The sequence below is a fragment of the Micromonospora sp. NPDC085948 genome, assembly GCF_040686315.1.
Classification (GTDB): Bacteria; Actinomycetota; Actinomycetes; order Mycobacteriales; family Micromonosporaceae; genus Micromonospora.
The window spans coordinates 59,702-73,001 of the sequence record NZ_JBFBJW010000008.1; the positions used below are offsets into that span (position 1 = coordinate 59,702).

At 73.2% G+C, this 13,300-nt stretch carries 12 protein-coding genes; 4 read left to right on the plus strand and 8 right to left on the minus strand.

Going from position 1 to position 13,300, the window contains the following annotated elements:
• Positions 1-22 precede the first annotated feature (22 nt).
• The 5 genes from AB0O48_RS21240 to AB0O48_RS21260 all read right to left on the minus strand — a co-directional run bounded on the left by AB0O48_RS21240 (position 23) and on the right by AB0O48_RS21260 (position 5,544).
• On the minus strand, positions 23-310 hold the full coding sequence (locus AB0O48_RS21240) for an Lrp/AsnC ligand binding domain-containing protein (RefSeq protein ID WP_355033408.1): 288 nt from the start codon (positions 308-310) through the stop codon (positions 23-25).
• A 96-nt stretch (positions 311-406) separates the two neighbouring features.
• Positions 407-1,267, minus strand: coding sequence for a sugar phosphate nucleotidyltransferase (locus AB0O48_RS21245; RefSeq protein WP_357245129.1), 861 nt, complete (start codon positions 1,265-1,267; stop codon positions 407-409).
• A 5-nt stretch (positions 1,268-1,272) separates the two neighbouring features.
• Positions 1,273-1,815 carry an NUDIX domain-containing protein gene (locus AB0O48_RS21250; protein WP_357245131.1) on the minus strand — a complete coding sequence of 181 codons (543 nt, stop codon included), beginning with the start codon at positions 1,813-1,815 and terminating at the stop codon, positions 1,273-1,275.
• A 53-nt stretch (positions 1,816-1,868) separates the two neighbouring features.
• On the minus strand, positions 1,869-3,662 hold the full coding sequence (locus AB0O48_RS21255) for an HD domain-containing protein (RefSeq protein ID WP_357245210.1): 1,794 nt from the start codon (positions 3,660-3,662) through the stop codon (positions 1,869-1,871).
• Positions 3,663-3,789: 127 nt separating this feature from the next.
• Entirely contained in the window at positions 3,790-5,544 is a 1,755-nt protein-coding gene (locus AB0O48_RS21260) for a DEDD exonuclease domain-containing protein (RefSeq protein ID WP_365067794.1), read from the minus strand.
• A 127-nt stretch (positions 5,545-5,671) separates the two neighbouring features.
• On the opposite strand from AB0O48_RS21260, the gene AB0O48_RS21265 reads away from it, so the two are divergent.
• The 4 genes from AB0O48_RS21265 to AB0O48_RS21280 all read left to right on the plus strand — a co-directional run bounded on the left by AB0O48_RS21265 (position 5,672) and on the right by AB0O48_RS21280 (position 10,050).
• Positions 5,672-7,141, plus strand: a complete 1,470-nt coding sequence (locus tag AB0O48_RS21265; protein WP_357245135.1) for an NYN domain-containing protein — start codon at positions 5,672-5,674, stop codon at positions 7,139-7,141.
• A gap of 207 nt (positions 7,142-7,348) precedes the next feature.
• Positions 7,349-7,567: a hypothetical protein gene (locus tag AB0O48_RS21270; protein ID WP_357245137.1), complete on the plus strand. Its 219-nt coding sequence runs from the start codon at positions 7,349-7,351 to the stop codon at positions 7,565-7,567.
• A 102-nt stretch (positions 7,568-7,669) separates the two neighbouring features.
• Positions 7,670-8,929: a M48 family metallopeptidase gene (locus AB0O48_RS21275; protein WP_357245139.1), complete on the plus strand. Its 1,260-nt coding sequence runs from the start codon at positions 7,670-7,672 to the stop codon at positions 8,927-8,929.
• Positions 8,926-10,050, plus strand: a complete 1,125-nt coding sequence (locus AB0O48_RS21280) for a glycosyltransferase family 4 protein (protein ID WP_357571459.1) — start codon at positions 8,926-8,928, stop codon at positions 10,048-10,050. Before AB0O48_RS21275 ends, AB0O48_RS21280 begins: the two co-directional genes overlap by 4 nt.
• Positions 10,051-10,057: 7 nt before the next feature.
• Here AB0O48_RS21280 and AB0O48_RS21285 read toward each other — a convergent pair whose 3' ends face one another.
• The 3 genes from AB0O48_RS21285 to AB0O48_RS21295 all read right to left on the minus strand — a co-directional run bounded on the left by AB0O48_RS21285 (position 10,058) and on the right by AB0O48_RS21295 (position 13,283).
• A complete protein-coding gene (locus AB0O48_RS21285) occupies positions 10,058-10,720 on the minus strand; it encodes a lysophospholipid acyltransferase family protein (RefSeq protein WP_357571460.1) in 663 nt (220 codons plus the stop codon).
• Positions 10,721-10,740: 20 nt separating this feature from the next.
• Positions 10,741-11,325, minus strand: coding sequence for a TetR/AcrR family transcriptional regulator (locus AB0O48_RS21290; protein WP_357245145.1), 585 nt, complete (start codon positions 11,323-11,325; stop codon positions 10,741-10,743).
• A gap of 299 nt (positions 11,326-11,624) precedes the next feature.
• Entirely contained in the window at positions 11,625-13,283 is a 1,659-nt protein-coding gene (locus AB0O48_RS21295; protein ID WP_357245213.1) for a bifunctional diguanylate cyclase/phosphodiesterase, read from the minus strand.
• Positions 13,284-13,300: the final 17 nt, after the last annotated feature.

Consider the following 13,300-nt stretch of genomic DNA (forward strand, 5'->3'; position numbering starts at 1 on the left):
CCGGCCGCCGTGTGTGCGGTGGTCAGTCGGCGCTGGAGAGGCCGATCGCGAACGCCTCCTCCAGGTCGTGCTGGGAGTACGCCCGGAACGCGATGTGCGACTCGGTGTTGAGCACGCCCGGCACCTTGGAGATGCTGCCCGCGATGACCTGGGCGATCTGGTCGAACTCGCGGACCCGGACGATGGCGATGAGGTCGACGTGCCCGGCCACCGAGTAGACCTCGCTGACACCGGAGAGGCTGGCCAGGGTCTCCGCCACCTCGGGGATCGCGTCGGTGGCACAGTCGATCAGCACGATGGCGGTGATCACGGGACATTTCTCCGTTCGTCGGCGTCGTCGCCCATGCTAGATGCTCCCCGGCGGCTCGGAGACCGGGTGTGCCCGCCGGCCCGCGCCGGACTCGGCTCAGGCGTGAGCGGTGGCGGCCACGGTCAGGTCGTTCCCGGCCCGGATCGCGTCCTGAAGCCGTTCGCCGTCGCGAACGGTCGCGCCCGGCCACACCACGCTGCGGAACACGTCACCGTCCACCCGTGCGCCCGCGCCGACCACCGACTCCACGCAGCCACCGGTCACCGTGGCGGACCTGTCGACGAGGGTGCCGCCATTCGCGGCGTGCAGGTTGGCGGCCAGGTAGTCGGCGGGGGTGCCCGTGTCGTAGAAGGTGCCCGGGTAGGGCACCACCTCCAGCGCGCCCGCCGCCTCCGCCGGGCGCCAGAGGGCGCGGACCAGGTCGGAGAAGACGACAGGCAGATCGCGGACGAGCCGCCAGGGCAGCAGCGAGAAGCCGGTGAAGTTGTGCCCGGCGAAGGTGCCCGGCGCCGCCGGGTCCGCGGCGGGCTGACCGAGCAGGCGTACGGTGTGCCCGTCCCACCCGTCGAGCAGGGCGGCCACGTCCGGGCCCGGCGCGGCGGCCGGGTCGGCGAGGTACGCGTCGGCGTTGCCGACCAGCACCGGCCGCCCGCCGATCCAGTCCCGCAGGTTGGCCACGCCACCCGCGGTGCCCAGTGGCTCGCCCGGCTCGACGGACAGGTGGGCGCGGTCGCCGACGTGCGCGACCACCTGGTCACCGAGATAGCAGGCGTTCACCGCGACCCGGGCGGGGCCGACCAGGCCGAGCCCCGCGACCCGGGCCAACGCCCGATCCAGCAGCGGGACGTTGCCCACCGGGCAGAGCGCCTTGGGCACCCGTTCGGTGAGCGGACGCAACCGGGTGCCCGCACCGGCGGCGAGCACCAGCGCGCACAGCTCCGCCGGCACGGACGCCATCCCGGTCACGGCAGGTCGTCGGGGATCGGGGGCGGGAACTGCCCGGCCAGCGGCCCGATGTCGTAGTAGGCGAGCAGCCGGGCCGTCGGCCAGGTCAGCTTGGGCAGGTCGTCCAGCGGGTGCCACGCGGCCTCGAAGACCTCCGCGCCGTCGACCGCCAGCTCGGTGCCGGACGCCGGCACCTCCGCCTCGAAGACCACGTCCACCCAACCCTTGGCGTGCACGATCGCGTTCGGCACCGCCGGACGGAGCCGGGACGGGGGGAGTCGGACGCCGGACTCCTCGAACAGCTCGCGCGCCGCGCCCACCACCGGGGCCTCGCCGCGGTCCAGAAGGCCGGCGGGCAGTGACCAGCCCTTGCCGGGCGGCTGGCGCAGCATGAGCAGCCGTCCTGCGCCCGGTGCCTCGGAATCGCGGACCAGGGTGACCGCACCGACGATGTACTTCGGCATCGCCAGCTTGACCAGGCGCCGGCGCACCGGCAGCGGCAGCCGGTAGAAAGCCTGGTAGAAGATGGCCCGACCGGTGGCGCGGGAACGGGGGATCATGACTCCAGGCTAGTGGTCACGAATGTTCCTCGGACGCGCTGGGCCGGTCCCGGTCACTGTCGATGGTCGACCAGGTCGATGAGCTGGCGTACCACGGTGTCCGGTTCGATCACCCGGTCGAAGACCGCGACCAGCAGGGTCTCCAGGTCGGGATAGCCCAACTCCTCCGAGAGGCGCAACAGCGGCAGGTCGCTGGCGAGACCCCGGTTGTGCTGACGCAGGGTGAGCCCGATGGTCGCCCGACCCAGACGGACCTTGTCGCTGATCGTGATGCCCGGCTCGGTGTGCTCGGCGAACCACCTGTTGATCTGCATCTGGGCGTGTGGCGACTTGACGAAGCTCAACCACTCCCGCCGCGGGCCACGCGAGGCGACCCCGGCCTCGAACCCGTTGTCGCCGTCGTTCTCGGTGAAGATCTCCACCACGTCGCCCTCGTCCAGCTCCGAACTCAGCGGGGCCAGCCGACCGTTGATCCGCGCCGCGAGACAGTGGTCGCCCCGCTCGTTGCCCAGTTCGTACGCGAGGTCGACCGGGGTGGCGCCGCCCGGCAGCACGACCTGCCGACCCTCGGCGAAGACCTGGATCTGACCCTCGGCGAGGTCGCAGCGCAACGACTCGAGGAACTGCGCCGGGTCGGCCGCGTCCGGCTCCCAGTCGAGCACCCGGCGCAGCCAGTCCAACTGCTCGGCGCGGGCCGCGGCGCTGCTGCTCCCCGAGCGGGGGAAGCGGAAGTCGGCGGCGATGCCGTACTCGGCGGAGCGGTGCATCTCCTGGTTGCGGATCAACACCTCCACCGTACGGTCCTGGGGGCCGCGGACGCTGGTGTGCAGCGAACGGTAGAGGTTGTTCTTCGGCGAGGCGATGAAGTCCTTGAAACGCCCGGGGATGGGTCGCCAGGTGCCGTGGATCGCGCCCAGCGCGGCGTAGCAGTCGGTGGCCGGGCCGTCGACCACCACCACGATGCGGGGCAGGTCGAACGGGGCGGTGTGGCCGCCGGCGATGGTGTCCTTCCAGATCGAGTAGAGGTGCCGGGGGCGCGGGCTCACCTCGGCGTCGACCCGGCTGCGCTTCAGCGCCACCTTGGTCCGGGTGACCACGGCGTCGAGGTAGGCGTCCCAGCCCGGCCGGTCGTGCACGTGCCGGGCCAGCCGGGCGTGCTCGTCCGGCTCCAGGTGCAGCAGCACCACGTCGTCCAGCTCGCGCTTGAGGGTCTGGATGCCCAGCCGGTCACAGAGCGGGACCAGCACCTCCTGGGTCTTGCGGGCGATGCGCTCCCGCGACGACGCCGAGCGCACCCCGAGGGTGCGCATGTTGTGCAGCCGGTCCGCCAGCTTGATGATCAACACCCGGACGTCCTTGGCGGCCGCCACGATCATCTTGCGGATCGTCTCCGCCTCGGCGGCCTTGCCGTAGAACGCCTTGTCGAACTTGGTCACCCCGTCGACCAGGTGGGCCACCTCGCCGCCGAAGTCCTCGGAGAGCGCCTGGAGGGTGTAGCGGGTGTCCTCCACGGTGTCGTGCAGCAGCGCCGCGACCAGAGTGGTGGTGTCCATCCCCAGCTCCGCGCAGATCTGCGCCACCGCGAGAGGATGGGTGATGTACGGCTCACCGCTCTTGCGGAACTGCCCGCGGTGCATGTTTTCCGCGATCGTGTACGCACGTCGCAGCACCGCGGGATCGGTGCCGGCGTGGATGCCCCGGTGGGTGCGCACCAGTTGGGTGACCGGGTCGGAGTCGGTGGTCGGCCAGCTGAGCAACGACCGCAGCCGGCGGGCGAGCGGCAGCTCACCCGGCTGTGTCGGCAGGGCGCCCCCCAGGGCGGCGCCGTGTCCGGCGTCGACGTCCACGAGGGACACCTCCTCACCCCGGCTCCGCGACGCCGGAACCCGGCGGCGGGAGCAGGCCCACGAATCGGGCAGGACTGCACTCCTCTAACAGCCTAAGCGAGTCGACGTAGTCCGATCGGTCAGTTGGTCATGAGCGTTCGGTCGAGAGTTGGTGAGACGCGCCGTTCTCGGCCTTCGCCAGCAGGTCACGGAACCGCCCCGCGCCGCCCACCGGGGACGACCAACCGGAGGACATCTCGACCAGTCGGGTCTCCGGTCGTTCCAACCAGGACAGGATCCGCTCGGACTCCTCGGCGGTCGCCGCCGGCACCGGGCCGTGCCCGCCGGCCACCGTTTCGGCGGTGGCCCGGATGGTGGCCAGCGTGGGTCGCGGGTGCGCGCCGGGCGGGGACACCCCCGCGCCGGCCAGCCGGCCGTGCCGCACCAGCGCCAACTCCCAGCCGCCCCGGGCGGCCGGCCGGGCCGCGGCCAGCTCGACGATCCCGGTCAGCGCGGCCAGCCGCTGCATCCGCACGGTGGCCCGCAGCACCGCCGCCAGCCGGGACCGCACCACCGCGGCCTCCTCGTAACGCTGGTCGGCCGAGAGCACGTCGATCCGGGCGAGCAGTGCGTCCACCACCGGCTGCGGGTCACTTGTCGTGGCGGTGCGGAAGGGCCGGGCCGCTCTGTCGTCGTACTCCTCGGGGGTGATCTTGTGCTCGCAGGGCGCCGGGCAGCGACCCAGCTCGGCCAGCGCGCAGGCCGGCGTGACGGTGCGCAGCGAGAGCCGGTGCGTGCACTGGCGCAGCGGCACGGCGTCGTGGAAACCGGCGGCGGCCAGCTCCGCGGCCCGCCGGGAGGTGAACGGGCCGAGGTACGCGGTGTCGGTGGGGGAGAGGTCGCGGACGATCGAGAGCCGGGGATAGGGACCGTCGGTCAGCTTGAGCCAGACCATCCGCTCCGGGTATTTCGACCGTCGGTTGTACGGCGGGGCGTGCGCGGCGATCAACCGCAGCTCGCGGACCTCCGCCTCCAGCGAGTGCGCGCACTCCACCGCCTCGACCCGCTCGGCCGCCGCCAGCATCTCGGAGATCCGGGCGCGCTTCTCCCCGGCGGTGAAGTAGCTGCGCACCCGGGTGGCGATGTCGACGGAGGTGCCCACGTAGAGCGGGCGGTCGTCGGCGGCCCGGAAGATGTAGACCCCCGGGACCTTGGGCAGCCCCTCGGCCAGGTGCCGTTTGCGGCGTTGGGTCGGGGTGACCGCGCGGGCGAACTCGATGGCGTCGCCGACCGTGTCCACCCGGTGCCCGCCGAGCCGACCGATCAGCCCGTGCAGCACGTCGACCGTCGCCTTCGCGTCGTCGAGGGCCCGGTGGGTGGGCTGGGTGGCGGTGCGGAAGTAGGCGGCCAGGGTGCCCAGCTTGCGGTTGGGCACCTCGTCGCGGGTCAGCACCCGGCGGGCCAGCGCCGCCGTGTCCAGGACCCGGGGGTTGGGCCAGCGGTAGCCGTGCTTGGCGCAGGCCGCCTTGAGGAAGCCCACGTCGTAGGGGGCGTTGTGGGCCACCAGCACCGCGTCGGCGATGAACTCCAGGAAGCTGGGCAGCACCTGCTCGATCGGCGGCGCCGGCACCAGCATCGCCTGGGTGATGCCGGTCAGCACGGTGATGAACGGCGGGATCGGCTGCCCCGGGTTGACCAGGGTGGCCAACACCCCCAACTGTTCGCCACCGCGCACCCGGACCGCCCCGATCTCGGTGATGCCGCCGCCGTCCGGCGCGCCGCCGGTGGTCTCCAGGTCGACCACCACGAAGGTGGTCGCGTAGAGCGGCAACGCCGGGTCCACCCCGCCCACCGTCGGGTCGAGACCGGCCAGTGACTCCTGGACGTACTCCGCCTGTGCCATCGGCGGCACGCTAGCGCGTCGGTCCGACACTCGCGTCGCAGCCGTCCCACCAGTCACCATGGGGCTAGGATGAGAGATCGGCTCACTCACCGGGCGGTGGGCCCGGCCGCGGTGGGAGACTTGCCACATGCCCCTCACCGAGCCGTCCGACGACCACCTCCCGCAGGAGGATCTGGTCGCGCTCGACGGGGCCGCCAGCAACCCGGACGACAACGTAGTCAGCGCGACATCCGACGCATCCGACCCGACCACGGCGGGCGACGGCGCGGCTGGTGAGCCGGAGCCGACGCTGCCCGAGCCGACGCTGCCCGAGCCGGTCCGGCAGCGGATCGTGACGCTGACCGCCACGGTCCTGCCCACCCTGCCCGCCGACGAGGTGCCGGTGCCGTTGCGTCGGGTGGCCAAGTTCGCCCCGAACCGGCGTGCCCGGCTCGGCGCGCCGGCCATCGCCGCCCAGCTCACCGCCGACCCGCTGTTCCGGCAGCGGGTCACCGCCCGGGTCCTGGCCGACGCCGGCGACCTCGGGGCCGCCGTCGTCGAGGGCACCGCGCCCGCCGCCGCCGACCCGGTCGAGGTCGCCGCGCTGGCCTACCTGGCCCGGCCGCGCGGCTGGCGGGAGCTGATCGACGCCAGCGGTGCCGCCGTGCGTGCCGAGGCGGACAGCGCGGTCGTCGCCGAGCTGGTCCGCGAGGCCGAGCAGCGGGCCACCCGCGCCGAACACGACCGGGCGGTGGCCCGGGTCGAGGCGGAGAAGCTGCGCGACGAGCTGGCCCGCGTCCGCGAGGAGCTGGGTCAGCTCCGTGAGGAGTCCCGGCAGGTCGCCCGCACCCTCCGGGAGACCCAGGCCCGTGAACGCAAGGCCACCGAACTGCTGGCCACCGAGCGCGGCCGGGCCGCGCGCGCCAGCGCCGACGTCGACGCCGAGCTGCGCCGCGCCCGCGCCCGACTGGCGGAGGCGGAGGCCGCCGCCGGGGTGGCCCGGGCCAGCGCCAAGGAAGCCCGGTCGGTCGACGACGCCCGGCTCTGGCTGCTGCTGGAGACCATCGGTCAGGCCGCCGTCGGGCTGCGCCGCGAGCTGGCGCTCGACCCGGTCGACAAACTCCCCGCCGACTTCGTCGCCGACGCGTTCGCCGAGCAGCCGGGCACCGCTCCGGCCAGCCCCGCCGCACGTGCCCGCGACACCGACGACCCGGCGCGGCTCGACCAACTGCTCGCTCTGCCCCGGGCACACCTCGTGGTGGACGGCTACAACGTCACCAAGCGCGGCTTCGGCGAGATGTCGCTGGAGCAGCAGCGCAAACGCCTGATCACCGGGCTGGGCGGGATCGCCGCGCAGACCGGCGACGAGGTCACCGTGGTCTTCGACGGCGCCGAGCGGATGCACGGGCTGCCGCCCGCGCCGCGCGGCGTCCGGGTGCTGTTCTCCCGCAAGGGCGAGACCGCCGACGAGCTGATCCGGCGACTGGTCCGCGCCGAGCCGGCGGGGCGGCCGGTGGTGGTGGTCTCGTCCGACCGTGAGGTCGCCGACGGGGTACGCCGGCACGGCGCCTACCCGCTGGGTGCCGACTCGCTGCTGCGGCGGCTCGCCCGCTCCTGACCGCCGTCGACTCGAGTTCCATGATGTCGGGGTGTCCGACCGCGTGGGATGGCCCGTTTTCGTTGATCTGGAGTGGATCTCGCCCCCAAACGGACGGTCGGACGCGGTTTCTGTCGTACCCGGTGGTTAGCGTCGATGTGACCGACGGTGCTCGGTCGGCGACGGCAGGGTGCGCCGACCGTGCGTCGCGAGCGATCAGGAGGCGTGATGCTCATCGACTGCGACGGGTGCGCGAAGCGGGACGCCGGCTGCTCCGGCTGCCCGCTCACCGCCCTGTTCGACGAGACGTCCCCGGCCGCAGGGCTGGTCGCCGCCGAGGTGGAGGCGATCGAGGTGCTCGCCCGCGCCGGTTTCGACGTGGAGGTGTTGGCCGCGCCCACGCGTACCGCGGCGGCTCGCCGCCGTGCTGTCCGCCGGATCGCCTGAGCGCGACACCGTGCCCGGAAGCGGGCTTCTCGCGGACCATAGGATGAGCGGTCACGGCGGGAGGAGTGGCGCGATGAGCGGGGTACGACGGGCGGTGACGCGGTGACTCCGCGCGGGTGGGCGCTGCTGACCCTGGCCGGCCTGACCATCGCGCTTGTCGTGATCGCCGCGCTGCTCATCCCGTGGCACCGACCGCCGGCCCCGCGGGCCGACCAGCTCGCCGCGCTGCGTGACCTGCCGGCGGAGCAGGTGGCCAAGGGGCGGGAGTTCCGAGCCGCGCTGCGCCCGGGCGGTTACACCGCGCTCGCCGTGGGGCTGCTCGTCGCTCTCGCGCTCGGGCTGACCCCGCTGGGCAGTCGCCTGGTCGAGCTGGTGGGCCGGCCGTTCGGGGGGCACTGGGTCGCGCAGGCGGTGCTCGGTGGGCTGGCCGTGATGCTCGTCGCCGACCTGGTGACGCTGCCGTTCGCCGCCTGGCGCCAGAGCGTACTCACCCGCTACGGGTTGAGCACCAACGGCTGGAGTGGCTGGGCGGTCGACCTGCTGAAGTCGTACGCGGTCAGCGCGGTGATCGGCGCGGTGGCGCTCGTCGGCTTCTACGCGGTGATCCGGTTCGCGCCGCGCTGGTGGTGGGCGTTCGGCGCGGCGGGTGCGGCTCTGCTGGTGGTGCTGCTGTCGTTCGTGCTGCCGGTGCTGGTGGAGCCGGTGTTCAACAAGTTCACGCCGATGGAGCAGGGTCCGCTGCGTACCGAGCTGATGAGCATGGCCGCCCGCGACGGGGTGCCGGTGCGCGACGTGCTGGTCGCCGACGCGTCCCGGCGCACCAAGGCGGTCAACGCGTACGTCTCCGGTCTCGGGCCGACCCGTCGGGTGGTCGTCTACGACACGCTGCTGCGCGAGGCGACCCCGGCCGAGGTGACCGCCGTGGTCGCGCACGAGCTTGGGCACGCGAAGGACTCCGACGTGACGGTGGGCACGCTGACCGGGGCGCTGGGCGCCGCGGCGGCCGTGGTGGCGCTCTATCTGCTCGGCTCGTGGGGGCCACTGTTGCGGCTGGCCGGCGTCGACTCGGTCGCCCAGCCACGCGCGTTTCCGTTACTGCTGGCACTCGTCACGGTGGCCGGCCTGGTCGCCGCGCCGGTGCAGGCGCTGATGTCGCGACGGGTGGAGGCGCGGGCCGACGCACACGCGCTCGCGCTGACCCGTGACCCGCAGGCGTTCGAGTCGATGCAGCGCCGGCTCGGCTCGGTCAACCTCGGCGACCCCGATCCGCCACGCTGGGAATACCTCTACTCGGCCTCGCATCCGTCCACCGTCGAGCGGATGGCCGCCGCGCGCGCGTACGCCCGGGAGGCCGGCCGATGAGCCGCACACTGTTGATCACCAACGATTTCCCGCCCCGTCCGGGCGGCATCCAGTCCTTCGTGCACAACCTCGCGGTGCGGCAACCGGCCGGTTCGGTGGTCGTCTACGCGTCGAGCTGGCGGGGGGCCGAGAAGTTCGACGCCGACCAGCCGTTCGAGGTGATCCGGGAACGCACCCGGGTGCTGCTGCCCACCCCGTTGATCGCCCGCAGGGCGGCGCGGTTGGCGCGCGCGTACGACTGCGACACGGTGTGGTTCGGTGCGGCGGCCCCCTTGGGGTTGCTCGCCGCCGGCCTGCGTCGGCGTGCCGGCGTACGCCGGGTGGTGGCGCAGACCCACGGCCACGAGATTGGTTGGGCGGCGTTGCCGGCCGCCCGGCCGGCGCTGCGGCGCATCGGTCGGGGTGTGGATGTCACCACCTATCTCGGCGAGTACACCCGCAGCCGGCTGGCCCGCGTGCTGGACGGGGTGACCGAGCTGCGCCGGCTCGCCCCGGGGGTCGACGTGGACACCTACCACCCGACCGTGGACGGCGAGCAGGTCCGGGCCCGGCTCGGGTTGACCGACCGTCCGGTGGTGGTCTGTGTGTCCCGGCTGGTGCCGCGCAAGGGTCAGGACATGCTGATCCGGGCGCTCCCGGAGATCCGCCGCCGGGTGCCCGAAGCGGCTCTGCTGATCGTCGGCGGTGGTCCGTACCGGGCGACCCTGGAGAAGCTGGCCCGACAGACCGGTGTGGAGCGGGACGTGGTGTTCACCGGCTCGGTGCCGTCGGCCGAGTTGCCGGCGCACTACGCGGCCGGCGACGTCTACGCGATGCCGTGTCGCACCCGCAACCGGGGGCTCGACGTGGAGGGGCTGGGCATCGTCTACCTGGAGGCGTCCGCGACCGGCCTGCCGGTGGTGGCCGGTGACTCCGGGGGCGCACCGGACGCGGTCCGTGAGGGGGAGACCGGTTACGTCGTACGCGGGCGCGACGTGGCCCAGCTCGCCGACCGGGTGGCCCGTCTGCTCGCCGATCGGGACCTGGCCCGCCAGCTGGGCGCTGCCGGCCGGGCCTGGGTGGAGCGGGAGTGGCGCTGGGAGGCACAGGCGGAACGGATGGCGGCGCTGCTCGCCGGTTGATCGCCGTTCAGCTCTCCCGGGCCGGCGCGTAGTGCGGCACGTACTCCTGGCCGGTGAGTTTCTGGATCTCCGCCATCACCTCGTCGGTGACCGTCCGGACGTCCCGCGGCGCGTGGATCCGGTCGACGACCGGGATCGGCGGGCCGAACCGCAGGGTGACCGGATGTCGACGGGGCAGCCGTGCGTCGACCGGCAGCACCTCGGCGGTGCCGAGCACGCCGACCGGAATGATCGGCACTCCGGCGTCGCGGGCCAGCCGGGTCATCCCGACGCGGCCCCGGTAGAGCCGTCCGTCCGGGGAGCGGGTGCCCTCCGGGTAGATCGCGACCAGGCCACCGGCGCGCAGCACCGGTACGGCGGCGTCGAGAGCCCGCAGGGCGGCCCGGCCTCCGGCGCGTTCGACCGGGATGGCGCCCATCCCGGCGACGATCCGCCGGTTGAGCCAGCCGCCCGGACCGCGGCCGTTGAAGTACTCGACCTTCGCCCAGAAGGTGACGTGCCGGGGCGTCGAGGTGACAAGGAACCACTCGTCGGCGACGGACAGGTGGTTGCCGGCGAGGATGGCGCCGCCGTGTCCGGGCAGATGCTCAAGCCCCTCCACGTGGGGCCGCCAGCCCATCCGGAGCGCGGCGCCGACGGTCAGCTTGGCGACGTCGTACAGCAGGGGCACGTGTCCTCCGGGGTCGAGCTTCAGGCTCGCGCCGGGCCGAGGTGGGCCTCCAGCGCGGCGTGCAGCAGGGTGTCGTCGTCGGTGACGCCGGTGGCCAGGGGCAGGCTGCCCCAGGCCCAGAGCTGGGCGATGCCGTGCAGGTTGGCCCAGAGCGCGCCGGCGAGCACCGGCGCGGGGGCGTCGGTGGGCCGACGCACCTGCGCCACCAGGTCGGCCAGCGCGGTGAACAGCGGCAGGCTCGTCTCGCGCAGCCGCAGCCGGCCGCTGTCCAGCAGGTCGTGGCGGAACATCAGCTCGAACATGCCGCGGTGGGCAGCCGCGAAGTCCAGGTACGTCCGGGCCAGCGCGGCCAGTCGGGTACGCGGGTCCGGGTCGACATCGCGCATCGTCTGCTCGACGCGGGCGGTGAGGTCGGCGAAGCCCTCCCGGGCGATGGCGGAGAGCAGGTCGACGTGGGTGGGGAAATAGCGGCGCGGCGCGCCGTGCGAGACGCCGGCACGGCGGGCGATCTCCCGCAGTGACACCGCCGCCTGACCCTCGTGCAGCACCAGGTCCACCCCGGCGGCCACCAGCCGACCGCGCAGGCCTGCCTCGTCCGCGTCCATAGACATTGTCTACCAGTAGCGGTAGACGCTGTCTATCTCGGTCGGCGTGGTGCTGCGCTCGTTCACCTCGTCGGTGGGCCTGTTGGACTGTCGTCGGGCGTGTCATGACCTGCCGAGTGCCGCAGGTTAACGTGATGCCTGTGAGTCATCAAGATGACTCACAGGCATCACGCTCGATGGAGATACCGGGACGGGCTCAGCCTCGCGCCGTCGAGAGTCGCCGCCCGTGCCAGGCATGCCCCGACTTCATGAAAGACGAGTGGATCATGCTCGCGCCCGGGCTGGGCCGCGCCCGGGGTTCAGCGGATGCGGGCCAGGATCCGGTCGGCGGGGGCCGGACGCCCGAAATGCCAGCCCTGGCCGGCGTCGCAGCCGATCGCCCGTAGCCGCTCGGCCTGCCCGGCGGTCTCCACCCCCTCGGCGGTGACCGTCAGGTCCAACGCGTGCGCGAGCGAGACCAGCGAGGCGAGGATCCGCTCGTCGGTGCGGCCGACCGAGGGCGACCGCAGCCCGGCGACGAACTCCCCGGCGACCTTCAACTCGGTCACCGGCAGATCCCGGAGGTACGCCAGGTTGCTGTAGCCGGTGCCGAAGTCGTCGATGGCGATCCGTACACCGAGGTCGGCCAGCACCCGCAGGGCGCGGACCGGCTCCTCGGCGGTGCTCATCATCGTGCTCTCGGTGATCTCCAGTTGGAGCCGCTCCGGCGGCAGGCCGGTCTGCCGCAGGAGCGCACGAACCTCCTGCACCAACCCGGGCCGGTGTACCTGCCGTACCGCCAGGTTGACGCTGATGAAAGGTGCGGCGACGGTACCGCCCGCCCACGCCTCCGCCTCGCGGCAGGCCTCGGCCAGCACCCAGCCGCCCAACTGGATGATCAGGCCGGTCTCCTCGGCCAACCCGATGAAGCTGTCCGGACGCAGCACCCCCAACTCCGGGTGACGCCAGCGGACCAGCGCCTCGACGCCGACCAGGCTGCCGTCGCGCAGTGAGGTCAGTGGCTGGTAGTCCAGGTAGAACTCGCCCCGCTCCAGCGCGGCGGGGATCGCCGCGGAAAGCGCGTACCGGGCCAGTTCGCGTTGGTTGCGCTCGGCGTCGTAGAGCGCCCAGCGCGCCCCGCCGGCGGACTTCGCCCAATGCAGGGTGCTGTCCGCGGCCCGCATCAGGTCGCTGGGGTTGGCCCCGGCCACCTGACGCTCGACGATGCCGATGCTCGCCGAGATCTGCAGCTCGTGCCCGTCGACGAGCGCCGGTGTCCGGACCGCGGCCAGCGCGCTCTCGGCCAACGCCACCATGTCGTCGGTGCCGCCGGTGTGTTGCACCAGGATGACGAACTCGTCCCCGCCGAGCCGGGCCACCAGATGCTCACCCATGGCCCGACACAGCCGTTCGGCCACCGTGACCAGCAGCCGGTCACCGACCTGGTGCCCCAGGGTGTCGTTGACGACCTTGAAGCGGTCCAGGTCCAGGAAGCACACCCCGACCCGCTGCGCGCCCCGGCCGGGCTCGTTGAGCGCCGCGGTGAGCCGCTCGGTGAACAGCGTCCGGTTGGGCAGACCGGTGAGCGGGTCGTGGGTGGCCTGATGCCGGAACCGGGCCTCGCTGGCGCGCAGCGCCCGCTCGGCCTGCGTCCGGGCCCGCATGGCGGCCCGGCGGATCGACTCCTGCTCGTCGAGAGTGCGGTCGCGCAGCGCGCGGGCGTAACCGGTCGCCACGGCCGCCAGCAGCCGGGCCATCCGGTCCTCGACCTCCTCGGCCACCAACCCCAGGTCGCGCACCAACCGAAGTTGGATGACCTCGACGGTACGACCAAGCCCCTCCGCGGAGGCGATGTGCGCGGCGACCAACTCGGCACCGACCCGGTACCCGGCGCGCAGGTCGAACGGCTCCGTGAGCAACGCGCCGGCCAGTTGTGCGGTGAGCCGGTCCAGCATGGTTTCCAGCTGGGCCTGGGTCATCGGCAGGTAGCTGGTGC

What these genes read in the sequence shown, in the direction of transcription:
- AB0O48_RS21290 (WP_357245145.1), bottom strand. Translation starts at nt 11,325, where the DNA reads ATGGACGCGGACGAGGCAGGCCTGCGCGGTCGGCTGGTGGCCGCCGGG.
- AB0O48_RS21260 (WP_365067794.1), bottom strand. Translation starts at nt 5,544, where the DNA reads ATGGCACAGGCGGAGTACGTCCAGGAGTCACTGGCCGGTCTCGACCCG.
- AB0O48_RS21280 (WP_357571459.1), top strand. Translation starts at nt 8,926, where the DNA reads ATGAGCCGCACACTGTTGATCACCAACGATTTCCCGCCCCGTCCGGGC.
- AB0O48_RS21270 (WP_357245137.1), top strand. Translation starts at nt 7,349, where the DNA reads ATGCTCATCGACTGCGACGGGTGCGCGAAGCGGGACGCCGGCTGCTCC.
- AB0O48_RS21265 (WP_357245135.1), top strand. Translation starts at nt 5,672, where the DNA reads ATGCCCCTCACCGAGCCGTCCGACGACCACCTCCCGCAGGAGGATCTG.
- AB0O48_RS21250 (WP_357245131.1), bottom strand. Translation starts at nt 1,815, where the DNA reads ATGATCCCCCGTTCCCGCGCCACCGGTCGGGCCATCTTCTACCAGGCT.
- AB0O48_RS21295 (WP_357245213.1), bottom strand. Translation starts at nt 13,283, where the DNA reads ATGACCCAGGCCCAGCTGGAAACCATGCTGGACCGGCTCACCGCACAA.
- AB0O48_RS21245 (WP_357245129.1), bottom strand. Translation starts at nt 1,267, where the DNA reads ATGGCGTCCGTGCCGGCGGAGCTGTGCGCGCTGGTGCTCGCCGCCGGT.